The organism is Ruegeria sp. BHSC037, from assembly GCF_059613045.1.
Genome location: NZ_JBXWRT010000006.1, coordinates 174,931 through 189,954 on the forward strand (window position 1 = coordinate 174,931; position 15,024 = coordinate 189,954).

Below are 15,024 nucleotides of genomic sequence, written 5' to 3' on the forward strand. Positions count from 1 at the left end.
GCGTTGACAATCGGCACGCTGCAAATTGCAGCATGCGTCACTACCCGGGTCTTGCCGGAGAATAGCTCAATCCGCTTTGGAAGATCCAATCCGGACGAATGGTTGACCACCATGTTCGAGGTGTGATCTTGGTTTCGTCGCATCCCATTCGGCAATATGGCGCAGGGGAGAAAAAAACGACGGTGGAGGGTCGGGCACATGAAACTTGTACGCTACGGAGATGCCGGGGCAGAAAAACCGGCGCTGTTGGACGGCGAAGGCAGATTGAGGGATCTTTCGGCGCATGTTGCGGACATCTCGGGGGACACTCTGGATGATGCCAGCCTGGCCCGGTTGCGCCGCCTGGACCCCGAGGCCCTTCCTTTGGTCGAGGGCAACCCGCGGATCGGCCCGTGCGTCGGGAATATCGGAAAATTCCTGTGCATTGGTCTGAACTACTCGGACCATGCCGCCGAAACCGGCGCAGCCATTCCCGAACATCCCATTCTGTTCCTCAAGGCAAATTCGGCCATCGTCGGTCCCTATGACGACGTGGTGATCCCGCGCGGGTCGACGCATACCGATTGGGAAATCGAGCTGGGCGTGGTGATCGGCAAGACGGCCAAATATGTTGACCGTGCAAACGCGCTGGACCACGTCGCCGGATATTGCATCGTCAATGACGTGTCCGAGCGCCATTTCCAGATGCAGTTGACCGGACAATGGACCAAAGGAAAATCCTGCGACACGTTCGGACCGACCGGCCCCTGGCTGGTGACGCGTGACGAAATCGCCGACCCGCAGACCTTGGGAATGGCGCTTGAAGTCAACGGCAAGCGCATGCAAACCGGAAACACGGCGACCATGATCTTTACAGTGGCCGAGATCATCGAGCATTTGAGCCAACTGTTCACTCTGCATCCGGGCGACGTGATCTCGACGGGTACGCCACCGGGGGTCGGGATGGGAATGAAGCCTCAGCCGGTCTACCTGAGGGATGGAGACGTGATGGAACTGAGGATCGACGGTTTGGGGCATCAGCGTCAGAGGGTGCGCAGCGACGACTGATCCGGGCATGGATCAGCGCCGTGGCACGCGGGCGGCAGGCAGGGTACGCTTGCGCGCCGCAACCGGTCTGAACAAAGGCCCCTCTCGGACTGGCTTGGCCGGCGCGCGCTTCTCACGCGCCGGCGATCTTGGCTGTCACGCTGCGATGATGTTGTGTTCCGGTCCGTAAGGAAAGCCGGTGATGTTCTCGGCCCCATCCTCGTGCACCACCAGGATGTCATGCTCGCGATAGCCGCCCGCGCCGGGCTGACCTTCGGGAACCCACAGCATCGGCTCGATGGACACCACCATGCCCGGCTCGAGCACCGTGTCGATGTCCTCGCGCAGTTCAAGACCGGCCTCGCGGCCGTAATAGTGGCTGAGGATGCCGAAGGAATGCCCATATCCGAACGAGCGGTATTGCAGCAGGCCCTGATCGGCGAAGAACCGGTTGATCTCGGCGGTGATGCCGGAACAGGTGGCGCCGGGTTTGATCAGGCTCAGCCCCAGTTCGTGGCCGGCGACATTGGCCTGCCAAAGGCGCAGGCTGTCGGCGTCGGGTTCGCCCAGGAACAGGGTGCGTTCCAGCGCCGTGTAATAACCCGAGATCATCGGGAAGGTGTTGAGTGACAGAATATCGCCTTTCTGCAACGCCCGTTTTGTGACCGGGTTGTGCGCGCCGTCGGTGTTCAGCCCTGACTGGAACCAGACCCAGGTGTCGCGGTACTCGGCGTCGGGATAGGCGCGGGCGATCTCGATCTCCATCGCGTCGCGGCCCGCCATGGCAATCTCGATCTCGGTGGCACCTTCACGGATCGCGGCATGGATGGCCGCGCCGCCCACATCCGCCGTGCGTGCACCGCCCTTGATCAACTCGATCTCTTCGGCCGATTTGACCATCCGCGCGGCCATCGTGTCGGGGGCGATGTCCACAAGCTCGGGCTGGTTCAGCATGGCCAGGGCCGTATCGCGTGCGGCCAGCGTCATGTGGTCGCTTTCGATGCCGATCCGGCGGGCATTCCCGATCAGGCTGGCTACGGCGCGCCAGTAGTTGTCGCGCTTCCAGTCGGTGTAGATCACGTTGTCCTCGACCGACCGGCGCCAGGGCTGGCCCGCGTCGATATTCGCCGACACGGTGGTGCAGCTGTCCTGCGTCACCACACAGCCATAGGGCCGGCCGAAGGCACAGTACAGAAAGCCCGAGTAATAGGCGATGTTCTGCATCGAGGTCAGCAAAACGACCGGGATGTCCCGCTGCGCCATGATGGCGCGCAGTTTGGTCAGCCGGCGGTCGTACTCGGCCCGGCTGAAGGGCAGGGGCGCCTTGTCGCCGTTGTGGCAGGTGAAGAATTCGGGGCGATTTGAAGGGTCTGTCATGTGCTCTCTCGTTTCTTTGCCGGACGTGCAAAGCCCGGCCACATGTCCCGGCGTACAGGACAGGCGGTCTCGGGGTCCGAGAGCCGATCACCCCTTTGGGTGCTGCGACGCCATCGCAGCAGAGGGTGAACAGAAAAATCGTTAGATCAGCAAATGCCGCCGGTCAAGCCGGTGTCAGCCCGCGCAGACGTTCTGACCGCCGCCGCAGCAGCTCGACCGTGGTCAGCAGCGCGATCGAGATGACGACGAGGATCGTGGCCACGGCCAGGATGGTGGGGCTGATCTGCTCGCGCAGGCCGGTGAACATCTGCCAGGGCAGGGTCTTCTGGCTGGCCGATCCGACGAACAGCACCACGACCACCTCATCGAACGAGGTGATGAAGGCGAACAGCCCGCCCGAGATCACACCGGGCAGGATCAGCGGCATCTGAATCTTGAAGAAGGTCCGCACCGGACCCGCGCCCATGTTCGCGGCGGCCCGCGTCAAAGACCGGTCAAAGCCCACCAGGGTGGCGGTCACGGTGATGATGACGAAGGGAATGCCCAGAACCGCGTGGGCCAGGATCACCTTGAGGTAGCCCACGAAGGTCTTGTTCATGCCCAGAGTGCCCTCGAGGAACCGCCCGATGTCGCTGTAGAAGAAGAACATGCCCGTGGCTGAGATGATCAGCGGCACGATCATCGGCGAAATCAGGATGGCCATGATCGCCCGCCGCCCGGGCACATGCGACTGGCTCAGACCGATGGCGGCCAGCGTGCCCAGCGAGACCGAGATGATCGTGGCGATGGGCGCGATGATCAGCGAGTTCTTGAAGCTGCGCTGCCATTCGTTGTTGGTAAAGAAGTCCTGATAATGCTTCAGCGAGTAGCCCTCGGGGTCCAGTCGCAGCATTTCCGGGGTGAAGGTAAAGAAGTCCTGCGCGTTGAACGACAATGGCAGTACCACCAGGATCGGAGTGATCAGGAATACGAAGATCGCGCCGCAGATCACCCGGAACAAGTAGTGATAGAACACCTGCTGCGCCGTCAGGTAAGGCAGCAGTTTGCGGCGATACCGGCCCTCGTACAGCCAGTATGTGAACCAGACAAAGAACCAGCCGCCCAGCAGACCCAGAATACCGCCCGCGATGCCCGCGAACAGAAAGCCAGCCAAGCCGAAGCCAAGGATGTTTATCCAATAGGCCAGCCGCTCGTTCTTCAGCAGCGCGATGTAGATCCAGGCAAGCCCGGCGATCAGAATGGCGCCGCCGATCATGCCGGTCGGCACCGAACCGTTGCCCGCGCCGACAAAGATACCGGCGAAGGCTCCGGCCAGGGCGACGCTGGGCAGGACCATCGACAGGGGTTTGCGCGAAATCGGAGTCAGAGCGGCCATGTCGGTTATCCCAGCTTCACGTTGTCGATGCCCACGATCTTGTCGTAGACCCAATAGAGGATCAGAACCACCGCCAGCAGGATCGTTCCCAGCGCCGCGGCCAGCCCCCAGTTCAGCGACGACGAGATGTGGTAGGCGATCCGGTTCGAGATGAAGACGCCCTTGGTGCCGCCGACGATTTCGGGTGTGATGTAATAGCCGATGGCCAGAATGAACACTAGGATCGAGCCCGCCCCGATGCCCGGAATGGACTGCGGGAAATAGATCCGCCAGAACGTGGTCCAGTTCGTCGCGCCCATGGATTTGGCCGCGCGAGTGTAGGATGGCGGGATCGTCTGCATCACCGAATACATCGGCAGGATCATGAACGGCAGCAGGATATGCGTCATCGCGATGATCGTGCCGATCTGGTTGTTGATGATGATCAATCGCGCGTCATCGGCCACAAGGCCCAGCCAGACCAGCGTGTCATTGATCACGCCCTGTTGTTGCAACATGACCTTCCAGGCGGAAGTTCGCACCAGAAGCGATGTCCAGAACGGCAGCAGAACCAGGATCATCAGCATGTTCGACACGCGCATCGGCAGCGTCGCCAGCAGGTAACTGACTGGATAGGCCAGCAGTATGCAGGCGCCGGTGATGACCAGCGACATGAACAATGTGCGGCCGAACAGTTTTACCAGAATGCGCTTGTCTTCGGGTTGAGCCTGCGCACCTTCGGGGGTACGTCGCATGTCAATTGCGTTCAGGAAATACCCATTGGTGATCGGCACCGCGTGGGTCTTGATCACCTGCCAAGTCTTCACGTCACCCCAGCCATCATGGATGTCGATCAGCTTGTCCTTGAACGGCCCGTCGGTTTCGGGGTCCAGCTTTTTGATTTGCCTGCCCGAACGACGGAACAGCGACGACATGCCGGTCTCTTCATAGTTCAACCGCGTGCCAAGACGGGTATGTTCCTTGTTGTCGATCGCGACGATCATGTCGCGGACAAAGGCTTCGTAAACGTTTTCGTCCGGTAGTTCACCGCTTTTTTCGTCCCAGCTTTGCAAGGCCTCGATGGTCAGCGGCAGCGTGTCCTTGACGATGCTGTTTTCCACCGACCGGAACAGCATCGAGCCGATCGGGACGATAAACGAGACCAGAACGAAGATCAGCAAGGGGGCAATCAACAACAGTGCGCGCAGTTTCTGTCGCCTCAGCGAGCGCGCCAGAGACTGTTTCAGTGGCGTTCCATCCGCCGCCAGCATTGGCCCTGCGGTTTGGCTTGCGTCAGTCATTCGTGCCCCTTGGGTTAGCTTGGGTCGGGTTGGGGCGGCAGGCCGCCCCAACCGTTATTAGTTGTGTAAGCTGCGCTTACTGCGCCAGCCACGCCTGGAATTTGGCGTCGATGTCATCGCGGTAGTCGGCCCAGAACTCGTAGTTGTACAGGAAAGTGTTCTGGGCGTTGTTCGGATCGGTCGGCATGTGCGGCGCCATGTCGATGCCCAGTTCGGCGTGTTGACCGACCAACGGGGCCGACGATTTGCGTGCCGGGCCGTACGAGATGTACTTGGCCTGATCCGCCAGACGCTGCGTGTCGGTCGCGAAGTAGATAAAGTCCAACGCGCGCTGCTTACGCTCGTCGCTGAGGCCCGCGGGAATGATCCAGCCGTCCAGATCGAACACCTGCGCATCCCACAGCATGGCGACGGGCTGCTTCTGCTCTTCGATCAGGCTGAACAGACGGCCATTGTAAGTCGAGCCCATGACGACCTCGCCATCGGCCAGCAACTGCGGAGTGTCAGCCCCGGCTGACCACCACACGACGCTGTCCTTGATGGTGTCCAGCTTCTTGAGGGCACGGTCCTGACCTTCGTCGGTTGCCAGAACGTCATAGACTTCGTCCTTTGCCACGCCGTCGCACAGCAGCGCCCATTCCATGTTGTTGATCGGGCGCTTTTCCAGCGAGCGCTTGCCCGGGTAGGCCTCGAGGTCGAACACGTCGCAGATGTCGTCCGGCGGCGTGTCGCCGACCAGATCGGTGCGATAGCCGAAGGTGGTCGAATAGACGATCTGCGGGATGAAGCAATCACTGACCAGCAGATCGCCGAAATCCTCGGATGCTGTGGTGCCATCGGGTGCCGGGGCCAGTTGGGTGTCCGGGTCGATTTCCATCGCCAGACCTTCGTCACACAGGCGAATGGCGTCCGAGGCGACCACGTCGACCACATCCCATGTGATGTTGCCCGCCTCGTTCATGGCGCGCAGCTTGGCCACGGCCTCGGCCGAGCTTTCATCCCAGACGATGTTCACGCCCGGGTTCATTTCCATGTACGGCTCGGCATAGGCTTTTTGCTGCGATGCCTGATAGGCGCCGCCCCAGGACACGAGGGCCATGTCCTGGGCCGAAGCCGCGCCGGCCGTGATGGCTGCGGCCGCAGCCGACAGCAGGAATTTTGTTGGTTTCATGTTCAGCTCCCAGTTTTCCCCGTTGTTGTCACTGGTCGACCGACGCACGGGTTTTCGTCGGCCGATCCTTCCAAGTTGACCGTCTGGCGTGGCAGGACGCTCACGCGTCCAGCGCGCGACAGTCTCGTGCCAGCCAGCCAATCTCGATCTCCTGGCCGGGTTGCAGGCGGACCGCATCCGGGGCGTTGCGGGTCTTGACGATGAACTCGTCATTGCCGGCCACCGACATGCGGAAACGGAATACGTCGCCCATATAGATGAACTCGCGAACCACCGCCTTGAGCGTATGCGCGTCCGGGCTCAGACGATCCTTGTTGAACTCGACCCGCTCGGGCCGGATCGACACCTTGGTGCGCTCGCCGGGCTGGCGGACGTTGATCGGCACCGCGTCGATTTCCGATCCGTCGTCCAGGGTCACGATGCAAGTGTCCCCGTTGATGGACTTCACCACGCCTTCCAAGGTGTTGTTTTCGCCGATGAATTGCGCGACGAAACTGTTTTCCGGTTCCTCGTACAGTCGATCGGGCGGGGCCAGCTGCTGGATGCGGCCGTCATCGAAGACTGCGACACGATCCGACATCGTCAGCGCCTCGGTCTGGTCATGGGTCACATAGACCGTGGTGATGCCCAGCTCGTGTGCCAGGCGGGTAATCTCGAATTGCATGTGTTCGCGCAGTTGCTTATCCAACGCGCCCAGCGGCTCGTCCATCAGCACCAGTTCCGGCTCAAACACGAGCGCCCGCGCCAGGGCGATGCGCTGTTGTTGGCCCCCCGACAACTGCGCCGGCCGGCGATTGCCGAATGCGCCCATCTGTACCATGTCCAGCGCCCGCTGCACCTTCTGTTCGCGCTCGGATTTGCCGATCTTGCGCACTTCAAGCGGGAACGAGAGGTTCTCGGCCACGGTCATATGCGGAAACAGAGCGTAGTTTTGGAACACCATGCCGATCCCGCGCTTGTGCGGCGGAATGTTGTTGATCGGCTTGCCGCCCAGAAGAATTTCGCCATGGGTGGCGGTTTCGAACCCGGCCAGCATCATCAGGCAAGTCGTCTTGCCCGAGCCCGACGGGCCCAGCATGGTCAGAAATTCGCCTTTCGGCATGGCAAGATTGAGATCTTTCACGACGAGCGTTTCGCCGTCATATGATTTTTGCACGCGCCGAAATTCGACAAACGCGGCGTCGCTGGTTGTTTCGGTCACAAGACCCCCTGTCGCGTCAATTCCAGATCCGGTTGGCCCGGATTCCATTGATCCTGCACCAAATTAAAACGTAGCGTCCGGCGGCTTGCAACCAATTTAATCGTCCCAGCGCAGAAACGACCGTGAGTTTCAGGGGAACCGATCATCGTTTAGCCGTGCCATATGCCATGCAAGCGCCGTGTTGCTGGACAGGACCGGCTTGCGGATGCGGGCCTGAACGTGAGGGATCGCATCCAGGGTTCGCAAGTTCGTGCAACTCAGAAATACCGCATCAACCGCGCTGTCTTGCCCAAGTGCAACCGCCGCCTCGACGATCGACGAACACGAAATCCGCGCCACTTTCGACTCTTCTGCCACGCAGAAAGTGCCGAATACATCGGTCGAAAGCTCGGCGGTCGAGAAGGCTGTCCGCAACGAGTCGCTGACTTCCTCGACATAGGGGGACAACAGGGCAAACCGCGAAACGCCCAAGTCGCAAGCGCGGGCGATCGTCGCACGCAGTGGGTCGGTTACCGAACGGGTGACGCAGGATCCGCGGACAAGAGATTCGACCTCGGCCGATCCGATCACCGAACTGGCCGACGTGCAGCCATAGCCCACAACGCCGTATTCGCGGCCCTTCGGAAACAGGTCCGCGGCCGCCGGCAGGGCCTGCTTCATTCGGCTCAGCGTCTGGGTCGTCACCTCCAGCCCGCTGGGGATGCGCGCAACATGAAGCGGTGCGGAGCTTTCCGCGAACAGACGCCTGAAGTCGCCTTCGATGGTTTCGTCGGCCTGCAGAACGATCAGGCCCATCGGTCGGTTGGCGTGGTCTTCCACGTCGAGTGCGTAGGGCAATGTGGTCATATCCGGGGCACCTCGCGCCCGGCGCGCGGGCTGAGAAACCGAGCGCCGTTCTCGGTGATCACGATGTTTTCTTCGTGAACGAGAATCCCGCCCGGGACGGCGATACCCGGTTCGAGCGTCAGCACCATCCCTGGCCGCAGAACCGTTGTGTCGGTGGGAATCAGCGATGGCCATTCGGTCAGGGACATGCCCAGCCCATGCCCCAGGCGCCCGGCTTGGGTGCCGGGTCCGCCATCGGTCAGAATGTCGTTCATCGCTTGGAACAGGTCTGCGGCCGTCGCTCCGGGCCGTGCCGCGTCAAAACCTGCTTCGATCGCGTCGACCAACCGCGCATGCGCCGTGCTGACGGCCGGTTCGGGCGGGCCGACCGACCAGTTGCGGTCGAAATCGCAAAAGTAGCCGTCCCATACCAGACCGGTGTCCAGCATCAGTATGTCCCCTGGCGCCAGGGGGCTCTCGGACGCGGGCGAGATCACGTCGCCATAGCCGCCATGGCCAGCCCCACCGGCAAGGTACGGCACCCAATCGGCCCTCTCCTCGAGGCACAGCATCTGGAAGGCGCGGAAAACCTGCGCCAGCGGCACACCTGCGGATGCAATTTCGGGCACCCGGTCGAAGGCGCGTCCGGCTATAGCGCAGGCGGTCTGGATCTTGGCGATTTCGGTGGCGGATTTAACCATCCGCAGGTCGCGCAGAATACCGTGATCGCCGGTGATCCGACGTTGGCCGATTTGGTCCTGCAACCGACGGAAATCGGACAGAGGCATGCGCAGATGGGTTTCGTGCCCGTCGGGGCAGCCGATCCGGCCCTTGTCGGCCACGACTTCGCGCAGCGTGTCGGCCAACAGCGATACGCCGTCGTCGGACAGGTCGGGTGCGCTCCAGGTGCGGATGTCTTTGATCCAGGTTCGCCCCATCAGCGCGGCCCCGATCGACGGGATCACGGCGACAGGGTCGCCCTGGGCCGGGATGACCAGAAACCATGGACGCGTGGGGCTTTCCCAGAACCGGGTAAGAAACCCCGAGAAATACCGGACTTCGGGCTCCGTGGTCAGAAGCAGAGCATCGACCTCGAGTTCTGCCATCCGACGTTGTGCGCGTTGGGTGCGGGCCTGGTATTCTGTTTGGTCGAACCCCCTCATGCGGGTCGCTCGGTCAGGATGCATAGTACGCGGTCATCGGTGCCGATTTCTAGGGCCGAGCGCATTGTGTCGTCCATGACCGCAGCAAGCCCCGCGCCGCCCGAAGCCGTGGTTGCAAGCCCGGCCCGCGCCATCGCTGGAAGCTGCGCGACGACGTCCTCGTCCGTCACAGTCAGGAACACATCAGCATCCCGCGCGAGACCGTTCAGTGCGATCAACGAAGGTTCCTTGCAGTCCAGCCGCCCCATGATGCTGTCCGGGCCGTCGGCAAACACGCATTGCCCGGCGACGATACTTGCCTGAAGGGCAGGCGCGGCGTCAGGTTCCACCACGACGATCCTGGGGACATCACCCCAAACCTTGCGGAAATAGGCCGCCGCCGCGGCAGCCATGCCGCCGACCCCGGCCTGCAAAAGGATCACCGTCGGCACCTCGGGGCATTGCCCGACCGTTTCGACCGCCATCTGCAGATAGCCCTCCATCAGCAGATGAGGCAGGTCGGTGTATCCCTCCCAGGAACTGTCCGACAGCAGGGTCCAGCCATTCCGCGACGCGGCAGCGCTGGCGGCGGACATGCTGGCGGCATAGTCATTCCCCGCCCGGACGACACTGGCCCCTTGATCACGCAGGCGCTCGGCAAAGCTTTCGGGTACCGTGTCCGCGATGAAGACGACGGCCCGGGCGCCGAAGACGCGCGCACCGGCCGCCATGCTGAGCCCGTGATTGCCGGCGCTGGCGGTGACATAGGTGCGCCCATTCAGGGTGGTGCCGTCGGGTTGCCCGGACACAGCATTCGCGTGACTTGCGATCACGTAGGCTGCGCCCAAGGCCTTGAACGACCCAAGATTCATACGCGCACGCTCGTCCTTGATCCAAAGGCTGGCCACGGGCGCCAGCGCGCTGCCGTCCACCAGAGGGGTGCGGGACGCGACCGGACACCGGGCGATCAGATCCGACACCTTTTCAGGATCGGTCGATGGGTATGGGGCCGATGGTATCAGCTTGGATCCGCCCCTATATTCGTTCTTGGCGACTTGCATCTCGGTTTTCCAGCATGTTCCGGATGACGAGATGCGACGCAGTTCGTTCTGTCAAGGCGACTTCAGCCTGCATATGCGGGAATCCTCGATCTGGCTGGGTTCGGGTGGGGGCCAAGGTTGATGCACCCACTACGCCGAGAACCCGCCGACGGTGCCCCTTCCCTCACGGGCTTTGCAATCCCGCAAGTTGGCTGTAAGTGTTCCGCAGTTCGGCCCTGGTGCTTCGCGCCTCTGGCCGTCTGCGGGCGTGATGGAATGGTAGACATATCGGACTTAAAATCCGAAGGCCTTTGTGCCGTGTGGGTTCGAGTCCCACCGCCCGCACCACCAACCGGTTTCACTGTCTTTTGCCCTAGACAGGAAACCCTAGCCTGGAAATCAGGCTCCAGATGTCCCTGTTGGCGGCAGACAGTTGGGCCAGAACATCTTCGATGTCGGCCAACGCCTGATCGTCGACGGTGTCTTCCCGACCCAGCTTGATGTCGGTCTTGCGGTCGGCGATGCGCATCAGAATTGTTTTGGGGTTCCCGCTTTCCTGATCGAAAGAATAGATGCAGTGGTTGAACCGGTTGCGTATCGCCGACAACCGACCGAGGCGTCGGGTATGCAAAAGGATGGGGTCGCGCACGTCGGCCGGACGGCCGTCCATCTTGGCCAAACGTTCGACTAGGTCGATGCGCGCTCGGGTGGTGTTCAGAGTCAGAAAGATGATGACAGCCACATCCTTCGAAGTGCCCGACAGCCCCGCGATCAGGTGTATCAGCAGGCTTTCGGTGTTCGTCCACATGTAGTTCAACCGCCCGACCAGCAGGATCAAACGATCGAATTTTTCTTCGAACCCGTCAGTCACGGCTGGCCTTTCCGGTCGCTTGTGGCGCGGCCTCGAAATAGAAATGCGCGGCGGCGGTCCGGTTGCTGACTCCGATTTTGCCAGAAACGTTGTGGACATGCAGTTTCACCGTGTGTTCGGTGATGCCGAGTTGCGCCGCGATTGCCTTGTTGCTCTTGCCGTGCGAGACGAGCTCCAAGACCTGCAATTCCCGAGGAGTCAGGGTGGAAAGCAGGTCACCGGGCGCATGTCCGGTCGAGCGCGCCGAGACCTGAGGCTTCTGCTTGTCGTCGGGATCGGAGCGGGCGGCAGGTTGGGTCATGCAGGTCGCGACAAAGCCGGGAAGGTACAGTTCCTCGTGCATCAGCAGCCTCAGGATTGCCCGCCAGGCATCCGGAGCGATGTTCATGGGAAGATAGCCGATCGGGCCATGTGTGTCGCGGAGCCAGTTGTTGAACAGGGTCAGCGCCATCTCCTCTTTGCGGTAGGCGAAAGCCAGGCACCCGGACCGCGCTGCTTCGGCATAGGCTTCGGGGCGGGTCAGCAGGTCATCAAGAAGGATCTGGTCGACCACAAGGATCTTGCCGGACCCAGAGGTCACCTTTTCTGCTTCCGACAGGTAAGCGTCCAGGGTTTCGAATCGATGGGCTGCGACGCCGAATTCGTTCTGGACGTTTCTGAGCGTTTGGTTGGAAAAAAATAGTTCTTTTCCAAGAAAGACAATCATGAAGTCTTCATTTTCAGAAATTGTGTCTGAAATCAGATTCCCGGAAGGCATTCGAAATTACCTCCTCAAACCAAGTGACCAGGCGGTTTCACAATATTTTGCGATCGGGCGCGTACGTAATTCGATTAGTCAAATTCAATGAATATCTTATACCAGAAGGTAGTGGTTTTTTCAACATTTTATGCCTGTTCAATTTAGGGTTTATAGAACTTTTGCATAGGATCTTTGGTAGGGCTTGTGGCGTAAGTCGCGGGAAATAATGGGATAATTATTTACGCCTCGTTTCGGTCCTTCGTTCGTCTCGGGATCACGAAAAAAACCGGGTCTGTCTTGAAAAACATCATAAAAACAGAAGCTTGATCGAAACTGTGCTTTCGGCCAGCTAGTCATGCGCGCTCTTGTATGTAGGCTATTCGACGCCTCAATTACCGAGGCTCTGATACAGACGTGACTGCGCTGCGCAGTATTTCGCGCATCAAGGCAGTCCCGGATTCGGCTTGGCCGAGAAAGGGGGGCACGACATCCAAACACCACAGACGCGTATCCGCGCAGATTTGGCGGGACTACGCGAATTTTTGACTCAATCGCGCCGAATGCCGTTTTGTAGATGAATTGCGGTCTGGCGCTCCGAAAAAGGATATTGAAATGCGACGCAATGTTAACAATACCAACGTCACGACCGTCGACGAAATCAATGTTGAAAATCTGGACGCTCCGATCAACGCGGAAATTCCCGTCGAGGAAGCTTTCATCGAGGCCGACCTGACCGCGCAGCAACAGCAGCAGGGTCAGGATGTCTCGAATGCCGCGAACAATGCGGACAATCAGGACCAGTCTCAGACCTCTGACAATGACAATTCGCAGGGTCAGGACCAGGGTCAGGGCCAGGATCAGGGCCAGGATCAGGCCCAGCAGCAACAGAACACCAACGGCGGTGACGACAGCAACTCGAACTCCAACAACAATGCGATCAACATCGACTTCGGCGGTGGCGAATGGATCCCGCGCGATGATGACCAGGTTGATCTGGATGTCGGGGACTCGGCCTCGATCGGTGATGTGATCACCGGCGGCCGCGATGTGAACTATGATCCAGGCGACGATCTGAACCTGGACATCTCGCTGAACGGTCCGGGCAATGACATGTCGTCGATCAACAACCAGCTTGCCAACCTCAGCGACGACGACACGCTGGATTCGGTTTCGCTGTCCAATGACGGCGAGTTCTATCAGAACGGCAGCGCGACCGGCGGCAACGCCCATGCCGAAGAGGGCATCGGCTCGTCCGTGGCCGGTGGCGATTCCGGCGCAGGCGGCACCAACAACGGTGGATCGGCGGATGGCGATACCAGTGGCAGCCACGCGTTTTCGATGGGTGGTCATACCGGCAGTGCCGACAGTGATGCGGCTGGCGGAACCGGTGGCGCAACCGGTGATGCAAGCAACGGCAGCATGGGTCTTGGAATGTCCGGTGCGCATGCCGACGGTGACAGTGCCGGTGGCGATGGCGGTGCTGCCGACAGTGCATCCAGCTCGGACAACGCAGGCACATCCAGCACCGATGGCGACTCGACCGGCGGTGACGGTGGAAGCGCCGATTCGACCTCGCACGCGGCAGGCATGGGCATGTCGGGCGCGAGCGCGTCGGGCGATGCCGATGGCGGTGACAGCGATTCGGATTCGACAGGAACCGGCGATGGCAATGCCGACAACTCGACCGATGCTTCCGGCGCCGATGGCGGTGACGGCGATGCCGCCGCCGACGGTTCGGCGTCGAACAGCAGTGATGCTGACACCGAAGCCAACGACGCGACCGCCGGCAGCAATGCCGCGGAAGGCGCGGCTGACAGCAGTTCCGACAGCTCGGCCGACGGCGATGGCGGTGATGGCACCGGCGGCGACGGCGACGGTGGAGATGGCACCGGCGGCGACGGCGACGGTGGAGATGGCACCGGTGGCGATGGTGAAGGTGGTTTCTCGGCCTTGGTCGAAGCCGCGATCATGGCGCTGCAGGAAGAGATCCTGGGTGTTGATGCCGAAGCTGGCGAAGGTGGCGACGGAACCGGCGGTGACGGCACCGGTGGTGACGGCGACGGCGGTGACGGAACCGGCGGCGCGGGCTCGGGTGGTCCGGGTACCGGCGGCAGTTCCGCGGCGGATGCCGACTCCCAAGGTGTTGGCGATCAGAGTGCCAGCGGGCCGGATATCGACCAGAGCCCGGGCGACGTGAATGGCGCGGCCAGCAACTCGCAAAACGCCAATGCCAATGGTGGTGCCGGTGGTACGAACGACGCTGACGGGTCCTCGACCGGAACCGGTACCGGGACTTCGGCTGCGGATGGCGACGGCGGAGCCGGTGGCACGACGACGCCCACGGCAAGCTCGTCCGGCAGCGGCGCAGGATCGGCGGATGCTGCGAACACCGCAGGAGCAGGCGGGGCGTCGGACGTCTTCGGCGACTCGGATGTGAACGGCGCGGCCGACAGCTTGGCCGAAGCCATCGCGGGTTACGGTGGCGCAGCCGACTCGGACAACGACGCCGACTCCGCCGGATCCGGCAGCGCCGATGGCGCAGCCGGCTCGGGCGCGGGCGGGGCCGGTGGCGCATCGGCCGCCAATGGCGGCACCAGCGGCTATGCCATGGGCCAGTCCACGGCGGGCGACACCATGGGCGGCACCGTCAACGGTGGCAGCGCAGCCGGCGCCTATTCGGGTGATGGCGGCGCGGCCGGCAACGGCGGCACCTGGGGTTCCAACAACGGCGGCGATGGCATCGTCACCGGTGAATCCTACGCATCGGCGGCTGCGGTGGTCGATACCTCGGCCTTCAACCAGTCGATCGTCATGGGTGCCAACGTGCTTGGCAACTCGGTCGACACGACGATGGTCGGCGGCTCGATGACCTCGAGCTACGCCAGCGACGACACCGAGGCATAAAGCCAACTTTGCCGAGGGCCGCTTTACCGGCCCTCGGGTTTTGACGACATTGCCGGGGCCGTTCAGGCGGCCC

Annotated in this window: 12 protein-coding genes and 1 tRNA gene; 3 read left to right on the top strand and 10 right to left on the bottom strand. The window is 61.6% G+C overall.

All coding sequences use genetic code 11. From position 1 onward, the window contains the following. The first annotated feature begins 198 nt into the window (after positions 1-198). Positions 199-1,047, top strand: a complete 849-nt coding sequence (locus AC2FMN_RS08155; RefSeq protein WP_496678455.1) for a fumarylacetoacetate hydrolase family protein — start codon at positions 199-201, stop codon at positions 1,045-1,047. Between the two features lie 135 nt (positions 1,048-1,182). Here the strand turns inward: AC2FMN_RS08155 and AC2FMN_RS08160 are convergent, their stop codons facing one another. The 8 genes from AC2FMN_RS08160 to AC2FMN_RS08195 form a co-directional block, all read right to left on the bottom strand. Beyond that, entirely contained in the window at positions 1,183-2,403 is a 1,221-nt protein-coding gene (locus AC2FMN_RS08160; protein WP_496678453.1) for an aminopeptidase P family protein, read from the bottom strand. Between the two features lie 163 nt (positions 2,404-2,566). After that, positions 2,567-3,778 (bottom strand): ABC transporter permease, encoded by a 1,212-nt coding sequence (locus AC2FMN_RS08165; protein ID WP_496678452.1) that lies wholly within the window; start codon positions 3,776-3,778, stop codon positions 2,567-2,569. 5 nt (positions 3,779-3,783) lie between these two features. Further along, positions 3,784-5,058, bottom strand: coding sequence for an ABC transporter permease (locus AC2FMN_RS08170; protein ID WP_496678450.1), 1,275 nt, complete (start codon positions 5,056-5,058; stop codon positions 3,784-3,786). Positions 5,059-5,134: 76 nt separating this feature from the next. Continuing rightward, positions 5,135-6,229 carry an extracellular solute-binding protein gene (locus tag AC2FMN_RS08175; RefSeq protein ID WP_496687336.1) on the bottom strand — a complete coding sequence of 365 codons (1,095 nt, stop codon included), beginning with the start codon at positions 6,227-6,229 and terminating at the stop codon, positions 5,135-5,137. A 100-nt stretch (positions 6,230-6,329) separates the two neighbouring features. Further along, the gene (locus AC2FMN_RS08180) at positions 6,330-7,430 is read right to left on the bottom strand and encodes an ABC transporter ATP-binding protein (RefSeq protein WP_496678447.1); all 1,101 of its coding nucleotides are present in this window, start codon (positions 7,428-7,430) and stop codon (positions 6,330-6,332) included. A gap of 129 nt (positions 7,431-7,559) precedes the next feature. Further along, the gene (locus AC2FMN_RS08185; RefSeq protein WP_496687337.1) at positions 7,560-8,276 is read right to left on the bottom strand and encodes a maleate cis-trans isomerase family protein; all 717 of its coding nucleotides are present in this window, start codon (positions 8,274-8,276) and stop codon (positions 7,560-7,562) included. Beyond that, positions 8,273-9,418, bottom strand: a complete 1,146-nt coding sequence (locus AC2FMN_RS08190) for a M24 family metallopeptidase (protein ID WP_496687339.1) — start codon at positions 9,416-9,418, stop codon at positions 8,273-8,275. The genes AC2FMN_RS08185 and AC2FMN_RS08190 overlap by 4 nt, the downstream gene beginning before the upstream one ends. Further along, positions 9,415-10,458 (bottom strand): pyridoxal-phosphate dependent enzyme, encoded by a 1,044-nt coding sequence (locus AC2FMN_RS08195; RefSeq protein WP_496687340.1) that lies wholly within the window; start codon positions 10,456-10,458, stop codon positions 9,415-9,417. The genes AC2FMN_RS08190 and AC2FMN_RS08195 overlap by 4 nt, the downstream gene beginning before the upstream one ends. A gap of 241 nt (positions 10,459-10,699) precedes the next feature. Here AC2FMN_RS08195 and AC2FMN_RS08200 point away from each other — a divergent pair. Beyond that, a tRNA-Leu gene (locus AC2FMN_RS08200) sits at positions 10,700-10,785 on the top strand. 25 nt (positions 10,786-10,810) lie between these two features. Here AC2FMN_RS08200 and AC2FMN_RS08205 read toward each other — a convergent pair. Beyond that, positions 10,811-11,308, bottom strand: a complete 498-nt coding sequence (locus AC2FMN_RS08205; RefSeq protein ID WP_496687341.1) for a hypothetical protein — start codon at positions 11,306-11,308, stop codon at positions 10,811-10,813. Continuing rightward, positions 11,301-12,014, bottom strand: a complete 714-nt coding sequence (locus tag AC2FMN_RS08210) for a response regulator transcription factor (RefSeq protein WP_496687343.1) — start codon at positions 12,012-12,014, stop codon at positions 11,301-11,303. Before AC2FMN_RS08210 ends, AC2FMN_RS08205 begins: the two co-directional genes overlap by 8 nt. Before the next feature lie 645 nt (positions 12,015-12,659). Between AC2FMN_RS08210 and AC2FMN_RS08215 the strand changes: the two genes are divergently transcribed. Next, on the top strand, positions 12,660-14,951 hold the full coding sequence (locus AC2FMN_RS08215; RefSeq protein WP_496678415.1) for a hypothetical protein: 2,292 nt from the start codon (positions 12,660-12,662) through the stop codon (positions 14,949-14,951). Positions 14,952-15,024: the final 73 nt, after the last annotated feature.